The 14516-nt window shown below is 67.2% G+C and carries 20 protein-coding genes; 8 read left to right on the top strand and 12 right to left on the bottom strand.

Annotated features, from left to right (window positions below; translation table 11 throughout):
- Positions 1 to 39: 39 nt before the first annotated feature.
- From C5C07_RS06035 to C5C07_RS06020, 4 genes are all read right to left on the bottom strand, one after another.
- The gene (locus C5C07_RS06035) at positions 40 to 225 is read right to left on the bottom strand and encodes a hypothetical protein (RefSeq protein ID WP_004977475.1); all 186 of its coding nucleotides are present in this window, start codon (positions 223 to 225) and stop codon (positions 40 to 42) included.
- Positions 226 to 1059: 834 nt separating this feature from the next.
- Complete coding sequence (locus C5C07_RS06030; protein WP_115804731.1) at positions 1060 to 1242, bottom strand: hypothetical protein; 183 nt, start codon at positions 1240 to 1242, stop codon at positions 1060 to 1062.
- Between the two features lie 217 nt (positions 1243 to 1459).
- Complete coding sequence (locus tag C5C07_RS06025; RefSeq protein ID WP_004977476.1) at positions 1460 to 2668, bottom strand: TIGR04347 family pseudo-SAM/SPASM protein; 1209 nt, start codon at positions 2666 to 2668, stop codon at positions 1460 to 1462.
- Positions 2665 to 2994 (bottom strand): Htur_1727 family rSAM-partnered candidate RiPP, encoded by a 330-nt coding sequence (locus C5C07_RS06020; RefSeq protein ID WP_394338703.1) that lies wholly within the window; start codon positions 2992 to 2994, stop codon positions 2665 to 2667. The genes C5C07_RS06025 and C5C07_RS06020 overlap by 4 nt, the downstream gene beginning before the upstream one ends.
- A gap of 73 nt (positions 2995 to 3067) precedes the next feature.
- Here C5C07_RS06020 and C5C07_RS06015 point away from each other — a divergent pair, with 73 nt between their 5' ends.
- Positions 3068 to 3577: a halocyanin domain-containing protein gene (locus C5C07_RS06015; RefSeq protein WP_049905249.1), complete on the top strand. Its 510-nt coding sequence runs from the start codon at positions 3068 to 3070 to the stop codon at positions 3575 to 3577.
- Positions 3578 to 3673: 96 nt separating this feature from the next.
- Here the strand turns inward: C5C07_RS06015 and C5C07_RS22095 are convergent, their stop codons facing one another.
- Entirely contained in the window at positions 3674 to 3808 is a 135-nt protein-coding gene (locus C5C07_RS22095; protein WP_004977481.1) for a hypothetical protein, read from the bottom strand.
- 94 nt (positions 3809 to 3902) lie between these two features.
- Complete coding sequence (locus C5C07_RS06010; RefSeq protein WP_004977482.1) at positions 3903 to 4544, bottom strand: helix-turn-helix domain-containing protein; 642 nt, start codon at positions 4542 to 4544, stop codon at positions 3903 to 3905.
- Positions 4545 to 4727: 183 nt separating this feature from the next.
- On the opposite strand from C5C07_RS06010, the gene C5C07_RS06005 reads away from it, so the two are divergent.
- Positions 4728 to 5075: a helix-turn-helix domain-containing protein gene (locus C5C07_RS06005; RefSeq protein WP_050458894.1), complete on the top strand. Its 348-nt coding sequence runs from the start codon at positions 4728 to 4730 to the stop codon at positions 5073 to 5075.
- Positions 5075 to 5275 (top strand): hypothetical protein, encoded by a 201-nt coding sequence (locus tag C5C07_RS06000; protein ID WP_115804729.1) that lies wholly within the window; start codon positions 5075 to 5077, stop codon positions 5273 to 5275. Before C5C07_RS06005 ends, C5C07_RS06000 begins: the two co-directional genes overlap by 1 nt.
- A gap of 8 nt (positions 5276 to 5283) precedes the next feature.
- Here C5C07_RS06000 and C5C07_RS05995 read toward each other — a convergent pair whose 3' ends face one another.
- The 4 genes from C5C07_RS05995 to btuC form a co-directional block, all read right to left on the bottom strand.
- Entirely contained in the window at positions 5284 to 5982 is a 699-nt protein-coding gene (locus tag C5C07_RS05995) for an RNA ligase partner protein (protein WP_008092760.1), read from the bottom strand.
- Between the two features lie 73 nt (positions 5983 to 6055).
- Positions 6056 to 7225, bottom strand: a complete 1170-nt coding sequence (gene cetZ3 / locus C5C07_RS05990; RefSeq protein WP_115804728.1) for a tubulin-like protein CetZ3 — start codon at positions 7223 to 7225, stop codon at positions 6056 to 6058.
- Positions 7226 to 7308: 83 nt separating this feature from the next.
- Positions 7309 to 8766, bottom strand: a complete 1458-nt coding sequence (locus tag C5C07_RS05985) for a heme ABC transporter ATP-binding protein (RefSeq protein WP_004977488.1) — start codon at positions 8764 to 8766, stop codon at positions 7309 to 7311.
- Entirely contained in the window at positions 8763 to 9857 is a 1095-nt protein-coding gene (gene btuC, locus C5C07_RS05980; RefSeq protein ID WP_004977489.1) for a vitamin B12 ABC transporter permease BtuC, read from the bottom strand. The genes C5C07_RS05985 and btuC overlap by 4 nt, the downstream gene beginning before the upstream one ends.
- Positions 9858 to 9917: 60 nt before the next feature.
- On the opposite strand from btuC, the gene C5C07_RS05975 reads away from it, so the two are divergent.
- The 4 genes from C5C07_RS05975 to C5C07_RS05960 all read left to right on the top strand — a co-directional run bounded on the left by C5C07_RS05975 (position 9918) and on the right by C5C07_RS05960 (position 12742).
- Positions 9918 to 11054 carry a PGF-CTERM-anchored ABC transporter substrate-binding protein gene (locus C5C07_RS05975; RefSeq protein WP_115804727.1) on the top strand — a complete coding sequence of 379 codons (1137 nt, stop codon included), beginning with the start codon at positions 9918 to 9920 and terminating at the stop codon, positions 11052 to 11054.
- Positions 11055 to 11144: 90 nt separating this feature from the next.
- Positions 11145 to 11423, top strand: coding sequence for a signal recognition particle subunit SRP19 (gene srp19 / locus C5C07_RS05970; RefSeq protein WP_004977493.1), 279 nt, complete (start codon positions 11145 to 11147; stop codon positions 11421 to 11423).
- A complete protein-coding gene (locus C5C07_RS05965) occupies positions 11423 to 11647 on the top strand; it encodes an H/ACA ribonucleoprotein complex subunit GAR1 (RefSeq protein WP_115804726.1) in 225 nt (74 codons plus the stop codon). The genes srp19 and C5C07_RS05965 overlap by 1 nt, the downstream gene beginning before the upstream one ends.
- A gap of 48 nt (positions 11648 to 11695) precedes the next feature.
- Complete coding sequence (locus tag C5C07_RS05960) at positions 11696 to 12742, top strand: presenilin family intramembrane aspartyl protease PSH (protein WP_115804725.1); 1047 nt, start codon at positions 11696 to 11698, stop codon at positions 12740 to 12742.
- Positions 12743 to 12860: 118 nt separating this feature from the next.
- Here C5C07_RS05960 and C5C07_RS05955 read toward each other — a convergent pair whose 3' ends face one another.
- Both C5C07_RS05955 and C5C07_RS05950 read right to left on the bottom strand, forming a co-directional pair.
- A complete protein-coding gene (locus C5C07_RS05955; protein ID WP_233510289.1) occupies positions 12861 to 13370 on the bottom strand; it encodes a hypothetical protein in 510 nt (169 codons plus the stop codon).
- A gap of 304 nt (positions 13371 to 13674) precedes the next feature.
- The gene (locus C5C07_RS05950; RefSeq protein ID WP_004977500.1) at positions 13675 to 14154 is read right to left on the bottom strand and encodes a PUA domain-containing protein; all 480 of its coding nucleotides are present in this window, start codon (positions 14152 to 14154) and stop codon (positions 13675 to 13677) included.
- Between the two features lie 119 nt (positions 14155 to 14273).
- On the opposite strand from C5C07_RS05950, the gene C5C07_RS21265 reads away from it, so the two are divergent.
- The gene (locus C5C07_RS21265) at positions 14274 to 14441 is read left to right on the top strand and encodes a hypothetical protein (RefSeq protein ID WP_156224355.1); all 168 of its coding nucleotides are present in this window, start codon (positions 14274 to 14276) and stop codon (positions 14439 to 14441) included.
- Positions 14442 to 14516 lie beyond the last annotated feature (75 nt).

The raw sequence follows: 14516 nt of genomic DNA, 5'->3' as shown, positions 1-14516 counted from the left end.
GCGTTCGGGTTTCACCCCACTCGATTTCTCTTCGGCTCCCTACGTCAGCGACCGCAACAGCCACGCGAGGATGAAGCTAATCGCCACGAAGATGAGGTAGACCCCCGGCGAGAAGCGCACGTCCACGACGCCGACCGCGCCCGCGACCGCCACGGCGAAGAGGACGAGTCCGACGCCGACGAGACCGTTCCCGAGGATGTTCGGGACCCCTCGTTTGGTTTCCATAGCCGCGGTTGGACTCGCCGAAAAATAAGCGTAGGGGGCTCTGTTGAAACCCTCAGTCGCTGATAGTTTTCTGAAGCCGTGCTGAATACAGGGAGCTAGTCGGTCAGGGAAAGCACTTAGGAGAGTAGACATATTGTCGGCCTATGTATCGTCGTGCCCTCCTTGTGACACTCGGATTAACCAGCGCAGGTTGTCTCTCAACGAATGACCCGACTGGGACCACATCTCCGACACCAACGTCGCAGACGGAGAGTGGAGGCTTGACGGCGAACGTTACGACCGTCACATATGATGGGACTGCTGGAGAGAACGAGGAGGGTGTGTCACTGTCTGCCGACTGTGACGCTCAAAGCGCGACACTCACCGGTTGGTTTTCAACCAACAGTTGCCGGACAATCACCATCCAGTCACTCCAATACGACACCGCCGAGAGGCGCGCAGAGCTGGTATTGTATCCACGGTGGACCGAATCAGAACCCCCTGAGAAAGTTGACTGTGCAGGAGCATCGTATCGCTATCAGGTCGAGCTTCAGGCACAGGACCAACTCCCGACAGACCTCAGTGTAGTCTACGAGCGGGCTGACGACAGGTCTTCAACGCAATTCACCGTCCGAAACAGTGAGTGTTCGTGAACAAACTGCCTCTAAGTTCAGCACACATCACCTGACAGGGATTGAGGTGGTCTCAGAGACCGTGCTGAATACATTCTCTGAGTGTTGCACGCTGCTTCTGACAGCATCCAGAGAGATCTCTGCGGTCGTGCTGAATACAGAGCGCATATTCAGCAGTTGCAGCTGATAGTGGAACGCACTTGCAGTACTCGGTGTGAATGGGTTATTCTCTCATCGGGGTGCCGTCCCCCCGCAGGAACCCGTATCCTATCAACAGCATAAGTACGAGGACGCCGACCGATGTTTCAGTCGCGTATTTGAGTCCAATCCCAATCATCAGCAGTAAATTTGCTACCAACAGAAAGAGGGCGGCATCTAGCCGCTTCTGGAGGGCCGTCTCGTTCATAGTGTCGTGTCACGAGGGGAGCGCGATAGTCATGACGGCTGTGAATACCCATCACCGCGCAGTTCGGACAGGACTGACCAGCAGCTCTCTTCCCCATCGAATGGTATCGGACGTCAGTGCTGAATGCACTCTCTGTCTGTGTCACGTATCTCTTGTCAGAACCTGAGGGTTTCAACAGAGCCGCGTAGGGTGCGTTCCCAGCGGGTGAAAGGGAACTTCAGTCGGCCGCGCCCGGACTCGCGTCGGCACCCGCGCCGCGCTCTTCTGGCGTCAGGTAGCACTGCGGGTCGGGACCGAACAGTTCGCCCGTCGCCGCGAGCGACCGAAGCCGCGAGGAGCCGCGGCAGACGTCCTGATACTGGCACGAAGCACACTTGCCGGTCAGATGCTCTTCCCGCTCGCGGAGCTTGGCGAGAAGCGGGTTCGACTCGTCGTCCCAGATGTCGCCGAACGGCCGGTCGCGGACGTTGCCGAGGCTGTACCCCTGCCAGAACTGCGTGAGGTGGACGTCGCCGCGGTAGTCCACGTCGGCGACGCGCTCGCCGGTCGGGTCGCCGCCGTTGACGCGGAGGTACCGGTGAATCCGCTCGGCGTGCTCGGCGTCGAGTTCGTCGCGGGCGTACTCGACCACGTAGGCGGAGTCGGCGTAGTTGCCGACCAGAAGCGTCTCTATCTCCTCGCCCTCGGCGTGGTACTCGCGGGTCATGTCGAACAGCCGGCGGACGGCGCGGCGCTGGGCCTCGTCGTCGAGGTCGGCGTCGGCGATGTCGCCGCCGCGGCCGCCGTAGTCGAGGTGGTAGAAGCAGAAGCGGTCGACGCCCACGTCGTACAGCAGGTCGACCACGTCCTCCATGTCGGCGGCGTTGTGCTCGGTGATGGTGTACCGGAGGCCGGTCTTGAGCCCCACCGACAGGCAGTTTTCGATGCCGCGGACGGCGGCGTCGAACGCGCCGTCTTTCCCGCGGAAGCGGTCGTTGCGCTCCTCTAACCCGTCGACTGAGACGCCGGCGTAGGAGAGCCCCGCGTCGCGGAGCGCCCGGGCCTTCTCCTCGGTGATGAGCGTCCCGTTGGTCGAAAGCACCGCCCGGATGCCGGCGTCGGTGGCGTAGTCGACGAGTTCGACGAGGTCCTCGCGGACGAGCGGCTCGCCGCCCGAAAACAGCAGGACGGGCACGTCGTAGGCCGCGAGGTCGTCGATGAGCCCCTTCGCCTCGGCGGTCGAGAGCTCGCCCTGTGCGGGGTCGAGGTCGGCCCCGGCGTAGCAGTGTTCGCAGTAGAGGTTACAGCGCCGCGTCGTGTTCCAGACCACGACCGGACGTTTCTGTTTCTCCTCGCGTATCTGGTCGATGTCGGCGTCGGGGTCGTCGTAGCGGAGGCCGTCGCCCTCGGCGCCCTGCCCGCACAGGAGCTTGCTGATGGAAATCACTCGACCGACACCCCGTTTTCGGCACGGCGGGCGGCCCCCGCCGTCTCGCCGTCCGCCGCGTCGCCCTTCGCGGCGAGGTCGTTCCCGCCGAGTCGGAGGAACTCGTCGGCCGGCGCGAGCCAGAGGTCCGCGTCGCCGTCGCCGAACAGCGTCCGCGCCTGCTCGGTCGCGAGGTCCTCGGCGGGCGCGCTCACGCTGCCGACGTGGCGCATCGGCTCGGCCGACGCGTCGCGGTAGAACACTTCCCACTGGCGGCTGCCGTCGATTCGCGGTCGTCGCCTCGGGTCGTCGTCGTCCATGTCGTCGCCTTCGGGTGGAGTGGCCACGCTCGTTTCGCCCGTTTTCAGCGCGTGGGAATCGAAGCTTTAGACTTGTTCGGCCACTCACTACGGCCAGCTAATGACGCAACGGTTCACCCGGCGGTCGGTTCTCCGCGCAACGGCGGCTTCGACAGGTATCGCGCTGTTGGCGGGCTGTTCGAGTTCGTCCGGCGACGGCTCCGGCGGCGCGGACGACGGCGGCGACTCGTCCGGCGGGGAGGACACCGCCGACCGCGAGATGCGGGACTTCGGCGGCTGGTTCGACCGGACGGGGAACTACGACGGCGTCCACGACCTGACGGGACAGGACACCGTCACGGTCGCGGTCGGCGCGGACGGCAACGGCGGCGGCTACGCGTTCGCCCCCGCCGCAGCCGAGGTCTCGCCGGGGACGACGGTCGTCTGGGAGTGGACCGGAAACGGCGGCACCCACAACGTCGTCAACCGCGAAGACGGGCTGTTCGAGTCGGAACTCACCGTCTCGGAGGGCCACACCTTCGAGTACACGTTCGAGGAGTCCGGCGAGTACAAGTACGTCTGCGTCCCGCACGAGACGCTCGGCATGGTCGGCGTCGTCGTCGTCGAGTAAGCGCGCGTCGTCGTCCTCGCGTCGTCGTCCGCGCGTCGTCGCGGGCGAGTGAACTCCTCGCCCCTCAGTCCGCGGGCAGGCCGGCCGGCGTCGGCGTCACGCGGACCGCAGGGCGTCGTTCAGCGGTGCGGTACAGAGGACGCAGCCGGTCTCCCGGAGCGTCCGCATCATCGGCTCGTTGACCCGATAGCGCTCGCCGCACTCGGGACAGGTCACGTCGAACTCGCGCATCGTTGCTCACCGGGTAGCGGTACGCCGCGGAGACCCGAGGGGGCGCACCCTGCATTCGCGGGGGGCTGATACCCCGTCGGCGCGTCTCATCTCGTCACCCCTGAAGGATGGCACCCATGAGCTTCTTTTGCGCCATGGCGAGGTGCTCGGAGAACGTCGAGGTCGTGATGCCGAGTTCGGTTGCGACCTCGCCCTTGTTCGCGCGCCGCGGGTGGTCGAAGTAGCCCATCTCGTGGGCCGTCTCCAGCACCTCGCGCTGGCGGTCGGTGAGCTGGCCGCGCTCGACCAACACGAGGTCCCGCGACTCGTCGGACGACGACTGGAGCAGTCGGCGCACGTCCACAGAGCCCGACGACTCCCGAAGGGAGGCGACCACGTCGCGGAGCGTCTCCACGTCGGGCGCGTGGAAGGTCAAAAACAGCGCGCCGTCGCGCGTCTGGACGTCCACGACCGGGCAGTCGAACGCCTCGACGCGCTCGCAGGGACAGCCGATGCCGCCCTCGCGGTCGAACCGGTAGACGCTCCCGTCGCCGTACTCGAACAACTCCTCCATCTCCTCTGGGACCTCGGCGTCGTCGTCGAAGACGAACTCCTCGACGACCGACCCGCGCTCGTTGGGAGCCATGCTCCGCGAGAGCGCGTAGCCCGAGGTGTCGCCCTCGGAGACGGTCGCGACCGGACAGCCGTCCGGCCCCGTCACTTTCAACTCCGCTCTGATGCCCGCTGCGCTCGTCATAAGAGTATGCAGTCGCTCCACCCCCTGATATAAACACCCCCGATACACCGGGCCTTTATATCGTGGTTCGTTTCCCCCGCCGACTGCCGTCGCGCGGACCACGGCGGGTCGCGGGGTGTATAAAGCGCCCCGCATATTCTGGGTGCCCTTCGACGGGCGACGCGGGCTAATCTACGGGCGAGCATGCAGACCGGCCTCAGACGCACGCCGACCGGACCGAAGCCCGCCGAACTGGAGGCGGAACAGGTGCTGGAAGCGCTCTCGGACCGCGCGTGCCGGCGAATCCTCACGACGCTACAGAGCGCGACCGAGCCGATGACCGCACAGGACCTCTCCGAGGTGTGCGACGTGCCGCTGTCGACGACCTACCGGAAGGTCGAACAGCTCTCGGAGGCGGCCCTGCTCGAAGAGACGCTCCAACTGCGGGCGAACGGGACCCACACCCACCAGTACCGGTCGAGCGTCGAGTCGGTCACCGTCTCGTTGAACGACGACCGAGGGCTCGAAGTCGCCCTCGGCGGAGACCGCTGATGGGGTCGGAGCCGGCGCACCCGCCGGACTCGGGGCGCGAACACCCCGTCCGCCCGCGGCTCGCGTCTCGGATGACCACGCATCCCGACGGGCGCGAGGAGTGCACGATTTACCCGGCCGACGCGACGCCCGAAGCGCAGCTAACCCGGTGGCTATCGGCGTTCGAGGGAAGCTTCGTCGACCTCGAAGCGATGGAGTGAGAGCGGCGTTACAGTCGGTCGGCGTCGACGCCGTCGTCGCCCTTGCTCCACGGACGCGGGCTGTCGAGCGCCATGAGGTACTCTTCTAAGAGGGTCGGAAACGCCCGCCCGCGGAGGTTTCGAAGGCCGAAGTCGGCGGCCCAACTGATGATGCCGGTGTCCTCCGTGACGACGCCGGCGTTCAGTTCGCGGGCGAGGATGAGGAGGTCGAAGTCCTCGCGGGAGTCGAGGACGCCCTGTCTGAGCGCGCCGCGGTAGTCCTCGCGGAGGTCGGAGATGACCTTGTCCACGTCGGAGAGCTTCGACCCGCCGTTGGACCGCTGTTTCGACTCCTCGGCCTTTCGGACGGCCTTCTCGGAGACGCGGAGCCCGCGGTTGACCCGGTCGGACATCTCGTCGATGAAGCGGTAGACGACCTCCGCGGGGATGTACACCTCGTAGCGGTCGGGGTGTTTCTTGATGACCCACGTGTCGAGTTTGCCGAGTACGTCCTCCGAGACGCCGCGCTCGCGCAGGATGTGTTCCAGCTCCGCGGCGATGGACGGCGGCATGTAACACGAGATGTTCAGGTCCAGCCGCGCGGCGGCGATGGTGTCGAGGAGCCGTTCGATTCCCTCCTCGAACGTCTCGTCGTCGTCTCGAATCTCCTCGGAGAGAAACAGCGAGGTGTCGAGCACGAACCGTTGTTTCAGCGGGTACTCGGCCATCGGTCGTCAATTGGTACCGCGGCACTATGACCCTTCCCCGTGATGAACGTGAGAGGAACCGCCGGAGAGACGGTCAGAACAGCGGTTCGATGCGGTCGTCGCCGGTCGAGACGAGGTCGTCGAGCGACGCCGCGCTGGACTCGCGCTTGGCGAGCATGTCGCGTTGGGTCTCGATGGCGACCGCCTGCAACTCTTTCACCCGCGGCACGTCGTAGACGCCCGACAGGAGCACGACCGCCGCGACGAAGTCCGAGTCGACGGGGTAGTCGCCGCCGCGAATCTCCATCGTCCCGGTCTCGTCTTCGAGCCACGTCCGCGCGCGCTCGATGCCGCGGCGCGAGAGCACGTCCGACGGGCCGGCGATGACGACGAGGCCGCGCTCCGCGCCGGCAATCTCGCAGGGCATCGTGAGCCGGCCGAGGGCGGCGCGGCGCACGAGACTGGTGATTCGGTTCGTCGAGTCGCCGCCGTCCTCGGCGTCGGCCTTCCCGCCGGAGAGCCGGGAGAGCAGGCCGCGCTTGGGGCGGTCGAGTTCGACGGCGGCGTAGCCGATAGTCGAGACGCCGCCGCTCCCGAGCGTGTTGATTATCTCGGAGGCGTCCACGACGGACTCCGCAACCGCGCCGGAGCCGTCGCCCTCGCCGGCGCTGAACAGCACGCCGAGGCGGCGAGCGAGTTCGGCGTTGAGGCTGCCGTAGCCGGATTCGAGCGACTCGCCGGTCTTCCGCCAGGCGTCGTTGTCGAACACGATGAGGTTGTCCACCTCGCGGACGAACGTCTGGAGCGACCGCGCGGCGTTGAGCGTGTAGATGCCGCCTTCGTCCCGCGCGGGGAGGATACCGAGGCCGTAGACGGGCTCGGTGTAGATGTGCTTCAGTTCGCGCGCGATGACGGGCGCGCCGCCCGAGCCGGTGCCGCCGCCGAGCCCGGCGACGACGAGAAACGCGTCTATCTCGTGGACCGGGAGGTCGTCGACCATCGAGAGCACGTCGCCCACGTCCTCCGCGGTCACCTCCGCGCCGAGTTCGTTGTCCGCGCCGACGCCGTGGCCCTTGACGCGCGTCAGACCGACGAGCACCTGCCGCGATTCGGGGACGTTTCGGAGCCCCCGGAGGTCCGCGCGAGCCGAGTTGACCGCGATGGCGTCGACGACGAACCCCGTCTTCGTCCGCCGCTCGTAGTCGACGAGGGCGTCGACGACCTTGCCGCCAGCCTGTCCGATACCGATGAGTGCGAGTTTCATGTCCGTGTTCCTCTCAGAAAACGAACCACTAGACGCGCGCTCAGGCCTTGAATATGCTGTGCGTAGCGCTGTGCAACGACAGCTTAATCGGAGAACAGGTCGGCCGCCGTGTCGTCGCCACCGGCGTCGTCGTGGGTCGGTTCTGCGTCGTTCGCGCCGGCGTCGGCGTCGCCCGGACCGGTTTCGCCGTCGCGGGTGCCGTCCGCGCCGTCGTCGCGCTCGCGGAACGAGTCGCAGGCGAGTTCGCCGACGACCGAGAGCAGGTCACCGGGTTCGACGATGGTGCCGCGCTCCCGGAGGCGCTCGTAGACCGCGAAGCCCTCGTCTCCCGCGTAGTTTCGCTCAGAGAAGGGGCGTTCCTCGACGAGGACGAGGCGGTCGGCCTCGGCGGCCGCGTCGAGGTTGGCGAGGTTGCCGTCTCCGACCTCCACGTCGGCGACGACGGTCACGTCGGCGGCTTCGACCCGCGACTCGACCGCGGCCCGCGCGGCGTCGTCGACGGGCGAGTACGGCGGCACGGTCACGAGGTCCGCGCCGACCCGGCGGGCCGCCTCGGCGTCCGTGTCGCCCTCGTTGAGCGCGCCGGCTGAGAGGGCGTAGCCGGCCGCCGAGAGCAGGTGGAGCGCCCGCGCGCCGGTGCCGCCCCCGCCGACGACGTGAACCCGACCGTTGGCGTCGTCCGACGACGGCGGGAGGGCGGTCACGTACACCGAACCGGTGACGGGGTGGCGGGAGACGACCGCCTCGGCGTCGAAGGCCTCGCGTAAGTGCTCCTCGGAGAGCACCGCCGCGGGGTCGCCCGCCGAGAGGATGCGCCCGCCCGACAGGAGGACGAGCGCGTCGCAGTAGTGGGCCGCGAGGTTGAGGTCGTGGATGGCCGCGACCGCGGTCGTCCCGTCCGCGACGAGGTCGGAGACGAGTTCGAGCGTGCGGACCTGGTGGTTGATGTCGAGGCTGGCGGTGGGTTCGTCGAGGAGCAAGACGGGCGTCTCCTGTGCCAGCGCGCGGGCGATGAGGACGCGCTGGCGCTCGCCGCCGCTGACCTCCGTCACCGGGCGGTCGGCAAGCGACTCGACGGCGGTCCGACGCATGGCGTCGTCGACGGCGGCCGTATCGCGCTCGCGCCAGCCGTCGAACCGCCCGCGGTGCGGGGTCCGCCCCATCTCGACGACGTCGCGGACGGGGAAGTCGAAGGTGACGCTCGTCGTCTGGGGGACCGTCGCCACGAGCCTGCTCGCCGCCTTCGACGACAGGGCGTGCACGTCCTCGCCGACGACGCGGACCGACCCCTCGTCGGGCGCGAGCGCGCCGTTGAGCGTCCGGAGCAGGGTCGTCTTCCCCGCGCCGTTGGGACCGATGAGGCCCACGAACGTTCCCTCGCCCACGTCGACGGAGACGGAGTCGAGAATCGAGTGTCCGCCGAGCGAGAGCGACACGTCGTCGAGTCGAATCGCCGGGCCGGCGTCGCCGAAGGGGTCGGAGTCGGCGGAGTCCGCGTCGGCACCGAGGTCGGTGTCGCCGGAGCGGTCGAAGTCGCTCACGGCGAGCGCACCTCCCGCGTGCGGAGCAGGTAGAGGAAGAACGGCGCGCCCACGGCGGCGGTGACGACGCCGACCGGTATCTCCGCGCCGCCGGAGCGGGCGACGGTGTCGGTGGCGACGAGGAACGATGCGCCCGCCAGCGCCGACGCCGGGAGCAACACCCGGTGGTCGGGGCCGACGAGCAGTCGGAGCATGTGGGGGACGACGAGGCCGACGAAGCCGATGACGCCGGAGACCGAGACGGCCGCGGCGGTGACGACGCTCGCGGTGGCGAGGAGCAGTTGTTTCGTCCGCTCGACCTCGATTCCGAGGGCGTGGGCGTCCTCCTCGCCGAGCAGCAGGACGTTCAGGTCGCGGGCGTGGACCAACAAGACGACGAACGGAAGCGGCAGGACGAGCGCGAGCATGCCGACCTCGCTCCACGTCGCGCCCGCGAGGTGGCCCATGAGCCAGAAGACGACCTGTCGGAGGCTCTCGCCGCTTTGGAGGAGGAGAAACGAGATGACCGCGCCGAGGAACGTCTGGATGGCGACGCCCGCGAGAAGCAGGGTCGCCACGGGCGTCCGACCGTTCTCGCTGGCGAGGAGGTAGACGACGAAGGCGGTGACGACGGCGCTGACGAAGGCCGCGCCCTCGAGACCGAACGGAATCGAAAGCGAAAGCACGATGGTCGCGACCGCGCCGACGGCGGCCCCCGAGGAGACGCCGACGATGGAGGGGTCGGCCATCGGATTGCGGAAGAAGCCCTGCATCACGGTTCCCGCGGTGGCGAGCGCGAAGCCGACGAGCGCCGCGAGGAGGATGCGCGGCAGGCGGACCGACAGCACGATGATGCGGGCGGGTCTCGGTACGGAGAACGCGAACGGCGAGACGAACTCCAGCGTCGGCGTCGGAACCGGCCCGACGAGGGGGAGGACCGTCGCGCCGCCGAGGGAGACGCCGACCGGGACGGGAACCGCGTCGGCGAGGATGGCGGCGACGGTCCGGGGCGGGATGGTCACGGCCCCGATGCCGGCGCTCACGACGACGACGAGAAGCAAGAGCCCGGAGAGGCCGAGCGACCACGTGGTCGCCCGCGTGCGAACGCTCATTGAACACAACCGCGCTTTCAGTAGGTAAATATTTATTGAACAGTCGCTGAGGCCACTACCGTGAACCGACAACTCGTCGTCGCCCTACTGGCGCTCGCGACCGTGTTCGCCGGGGTTCCGGCACCGGCCGCGGCCGCGGTAGACCAGACCGCACAGCAGCAGCCCGCGCAGTGTACGTTCCCGATGACAGTCACCGACGCCACGGGAACCGAAGTCACCATCACCGACGACCCCGAGCGGGTCGTCACGACCAACCCGAGCGCCGCCCAGACCATGTGGGAACTCGGCGCGCGCGACGAGGTCGTCGGCGTCTCGCAGTACGCCATGTACCTCGACGGCGCGTCGGAGAAGGGGAACGTCTCCGGCTCCGGCGGCCTCAACGTCGAGGCCGTCATCGGCCTCGAACCCGACCTCGTGCTCGTCCCGAACTCCTCGTACAACGCCGAGCCAGACCGCGTCGGACAGCTTCGCTCGGCGGACATCTCGGTCGTCGTCTTCGAGTCCGGGAAGTCGCTCGACGCCGTCGCCAACAAGACCGAGCGCGTCGGCCGCATGACCGGCAACTGCGAGGCCGGCGTCGAGCGCGCGGGCGAGATGCGCGAGTCGATGGAGCACATGCGACAGGCCCTCGACGGCGCGGAGCGTCCCGTCGGTCTCAACTCCTTTTTCGGCTACACCTCCGGCTCCGAGACGTTCATCTCCGACATCATGACGACCGCCGGCCTGCGCAACGGCGCGGCGGAGGCGAACCTCACCGGCTTCGCCCAGATTAACGAGGAACTCGTCGTCGACATGAACCCCGAGTACATCGTCGTCCCCGACCACGCGCCGGTGCCGAGCAGTCCGGCGTACAACAGCACGACGGCGATACAGGAGGGCAACGTCATCGTCATCGAGGCGCACAAGCTCCAACAGCCCGCCCCGCGCGCCATCGAGGCGAGCGAGGAGATTCTCGAAGCGGTCCACCCCGACGCCTACGAGCGCTACCAGCAGCTCGAAACCGAGTCGGCGACGGACGCCACCGAGAACGCAACTGAGACGACCGCGGACGCGGACGCGACCGAAACCGACGCGACCGAGTCGCCCGCGACGACCGAGTCGTCGGAATCGACCACCGAGAGCGACGCGCCCGGATTCGGCGTCGTCGTCGGCCTCGCCGCCATCGGCGCGGTCGTCCTGCTCGCGCGTCGCCGGTAACCGGACCGACCCGCGCGTCGTTTTCCACTTCTCGTCGTCCGGCTCCGTGAGACCACAACCGTATTACCGGCGGATGGCGGACACACGGGTATGGTCGAGAACGTCATCTACCCCGCCTACCTCGACGCCGCGCTCTCGCGCAGCGAGGGCCGACGGGTCGCCCAGTCCGCGGCGGTCGAAGCGCCGACCGTCGACGAGATTGCGAAGGCCGTCCAGCAGGTCGGCTACGACGCCGTCATCGAACGGGACAAGCGGTACTCTCGGGAGTTCGAAACCCGCGGGCGCGTCCTCGTGAACAACGCCGACGACGCCACGAAAAACGACATCGTGCAGGCGGTCGCCGCCTACGTCGGAATCCTCCGCGACTGATGCGGCGAATCGGCACGGTCTCCCGAACGGCGCAGGGACTCGCTATCGTCCGCCTCGACGACGACGACACGCCCGACATCGGAACCATGGTCCTCGACGAGTCGCTGTCGACGGTCGGCCGCATCGTGGACGTGTTCGGCCCGGTCGACCGCCCCTACGTCGCCGTCACGGCGGACGACGGCTCTCCCGCCCGACTCGTCGGCAACAAGCTCTACGCTCGCTGACGACTCCAGAGCGCAACCCCCATACTCCTCGGGTGGGAACGCCCCTGCATGTCACGCCGCGCCTATCGGGGGGTCGCCCTCGCCGCCCTCATCTTCCTCGTCGTGCAGGTGGGTGCGCTCGCCCTCGTGCCGACGTTCTTCGAACAGGGGTACCAGACGGTCGAAGACCCCACCGACCCGACGAACAGCCTCCTCTACATCGGCGCGATTATCGTCATGACCGCGTTCATGCTCGCGGCGTTCAAGTACGACCTCGACCAGCTCATCCGCCTCGTCATCGTCTTCACGAGCGGCCTGCTCGCGTGGTACGTCTTCGCCGCGCTCGTCCCCAACGGGTTGGTCGCCATCGCCCTCTCGGCGGGCGTCTCCCTCGCCCTGCTGGTCTACCCCGAGTGGTACGTCATCGACGCCGCCGGGGCGCTCATGGGTGCCGGCGCGGCCGCCCTGTTCGGCATCAGCTTCGGCCTCCTCCCGGCCATCGTGCTCCTTTCCGTCCTCGCCATCTACGACGCCATCAGCGTCTACAAGACGAAGCACATGCTCGACCTCGCGGAGGGCGTGATGGACCTCCGCATTCCGGTCGTGCTCGTCATCCCGACGACGCTGTCGTACTCGCTTCTCGACGACGACTTCGCCCGCGACGCCAACGAGGTCGGCGACGGCGAGAACGCGACTGACGGGGGCGAACCCGCGGGTGCGGTCGACGCGGAGACGGCTGACGCAGAAGCGGCTGACGCAGATACCGATGCCGATGCCGACGCCGACGCCGACGAGTCAGACCCCGGCGACCGCGACGCGTTCTTCATCGGCCTCGGCGACGCGGTCATGCCGACCGTGATGGTCGCCTCGGGCGCGTTCTTCTCCGAAGCGCCGTCGCTCGGTTTCGGTGCGCTCCCGGCACTCAATCTCCCGGCGCTCCTCGCCATGGTCGGGACGTTCGCCGGGTTCGCCGGGCTGATGTGGGCCGTGATGAAGGGGCGGGCGCACGCCGGCCTGCCGCTTCTCAACGGCGGCGCGATAGGCGGCTACCTCGTCGGCTCGGTCGTCGCGGGCGTCCCGCTCGTCTCCGCGCTCGGCCTCGCGCCGTACCTGTAAAAACCGGCGCCGTCGAAGTTCTCTGCCGGTGATTGTTTGTTGCGGCTGTGCTGGATAGAGCGCGAATCGGTCATGGTAACTTGCCGGGCTTCGGTCGTCCGAGTCGGCAGATGGAGAGCTATTCTTCAATCGTGAGTGTATAGCTCCACTCAAACTCTTCCCATGTCGTGTCCGCTCTAACTTTCGGCACAAATGATTCGGTAAAGCGGTGTTCCCCTGCGGGAAGACAACCCATATCTTCGGGTCGGTTACTCACCCACTTGTCCATCGTGGCCTCCAATATTTCCCGCTCCGGGTAATGCAGTACAGTGTATTCGGTCTGAATGCACTCTCCCGCATCGAGTGACTGCCATCTAAGCACGTCAGGAAGAACGAAGTGAACAAGATTCGTCTGCCAGCACCCCTCGACCGAGCGGTCCGGGATAATCTGTTCGTCTGTTCCGAAGGCGTGTTTCTGTACCTGACGGTCACTCGGAATGAGAACAAGCCATCCTTGGCCTTCACTCCAGATACTGGAGTACGGCTGGATTGCGCCGAAGCCAACCGTTTGCTCTTCGGAGGAAAGATTCTCAAATGAACCCCGAATCTGAGCAGGTGCATCGGATGAGAAATCGCGTAGCTTCTCCATACTGAGCTGGAAGGGTTTCTTGCTGGGTTGAGGGCCTTCAGTAACCGTGATACGAGGGTAGCGCCCAGAAGCCATAGAAAATCACGACTCCCCAACCAAGTAACATTATTGAACCGATTTGGGCGAAATCAGTACGCTAAGACGGTAGTTGATACGGACCCCAACTGAACGAGAGGTTTAGAATGTGGTCTGTGGGTAGAGCCTCTTTGTCGTGCTGAACTCACCCTCTACGTCTCGCACCCCATCTCTCCCACCTCTCTAGAATCCCAACAGCGGCGTAACGTCCGAGTTCCCCGACTTCACCTCACTCTTCGTCCGCGCCCTCGCGGACGCGAACCGCCATCCCCGCCTCGAAATCGAGCATCGCGTCCGCGGAGAGTTCCGCGCGACCGACGCCCAGCAGGTCGCCGTCGGGGCCGACGACGCACACCTCGTCGCCCGAGCGAACCGCCGGGTCGGCGTCGGTGACGAACTTGGCGAAGGCGTTCTTGCCGTCGCTGACGAACGGAACCGACTCGTCGCCGACGCGGACGACGTAGGCGTCGCCGTCGAGACTGTCGTAGAGGCGGCGGCCGCCGGCGACGCCGAGCGTGAACCGGCCGTCGGTGCCGTAGGAGGTGACGCGGTCGCCCTCGACGTACACCTGTCGCGGGCGGCCGCTGCGCGAGCGCGAGAGTTCGATGTCCGCGTCGGTCGGGAACAGCGCGTCGCCCGCGCCGGCCCCGAACTGGTAGTCGGCGACGACCCGGAGGTCGTCCAAATCGGTCGCGTGACCTTCGGTCATACCCAGTCGTTCGCCCCGCCGGCTAAAGTGGGTCGCGGTCCCGCCCGGCCGCGTGTACCGGGTTAGCACGCACGTTCGAGACGGAAAGCCCTAAGTACGGGACAGACCCCCGTCGGAGTATGTCTGTGGACGTTCGACTCGCCGCCGTGGGGACTGTGCTGCTGCTCGCGAGCAGCGCGCTCCTCACCCAGACGGCGCTCGACTGGCGGCTCCCGACGGTGCTCGCCGCCATCGCGGCGTTCGGCGCGGTCGCCACCGTCGCCCGACTGGCGACGCCAACGGCCTGACACGCCGCTCGCGGGCTCGGCCGCGACCCCAGTACGCCGCCGTCTCGACCCACCCGTTTTACGTATTATCGCATC

Source organism: Haloferax sp. Atlit-4N (genome assembly GCF_003383025.1).
Lineage (GTDB): Archaea > Halobacteriota > Halobacteria > Halobacteriales > Haloferacaceae > Haloferax > Haloferax gibbonsii.
This window is presented reverse-complemented; position numbering and strand designations above follow the sequence as displayed.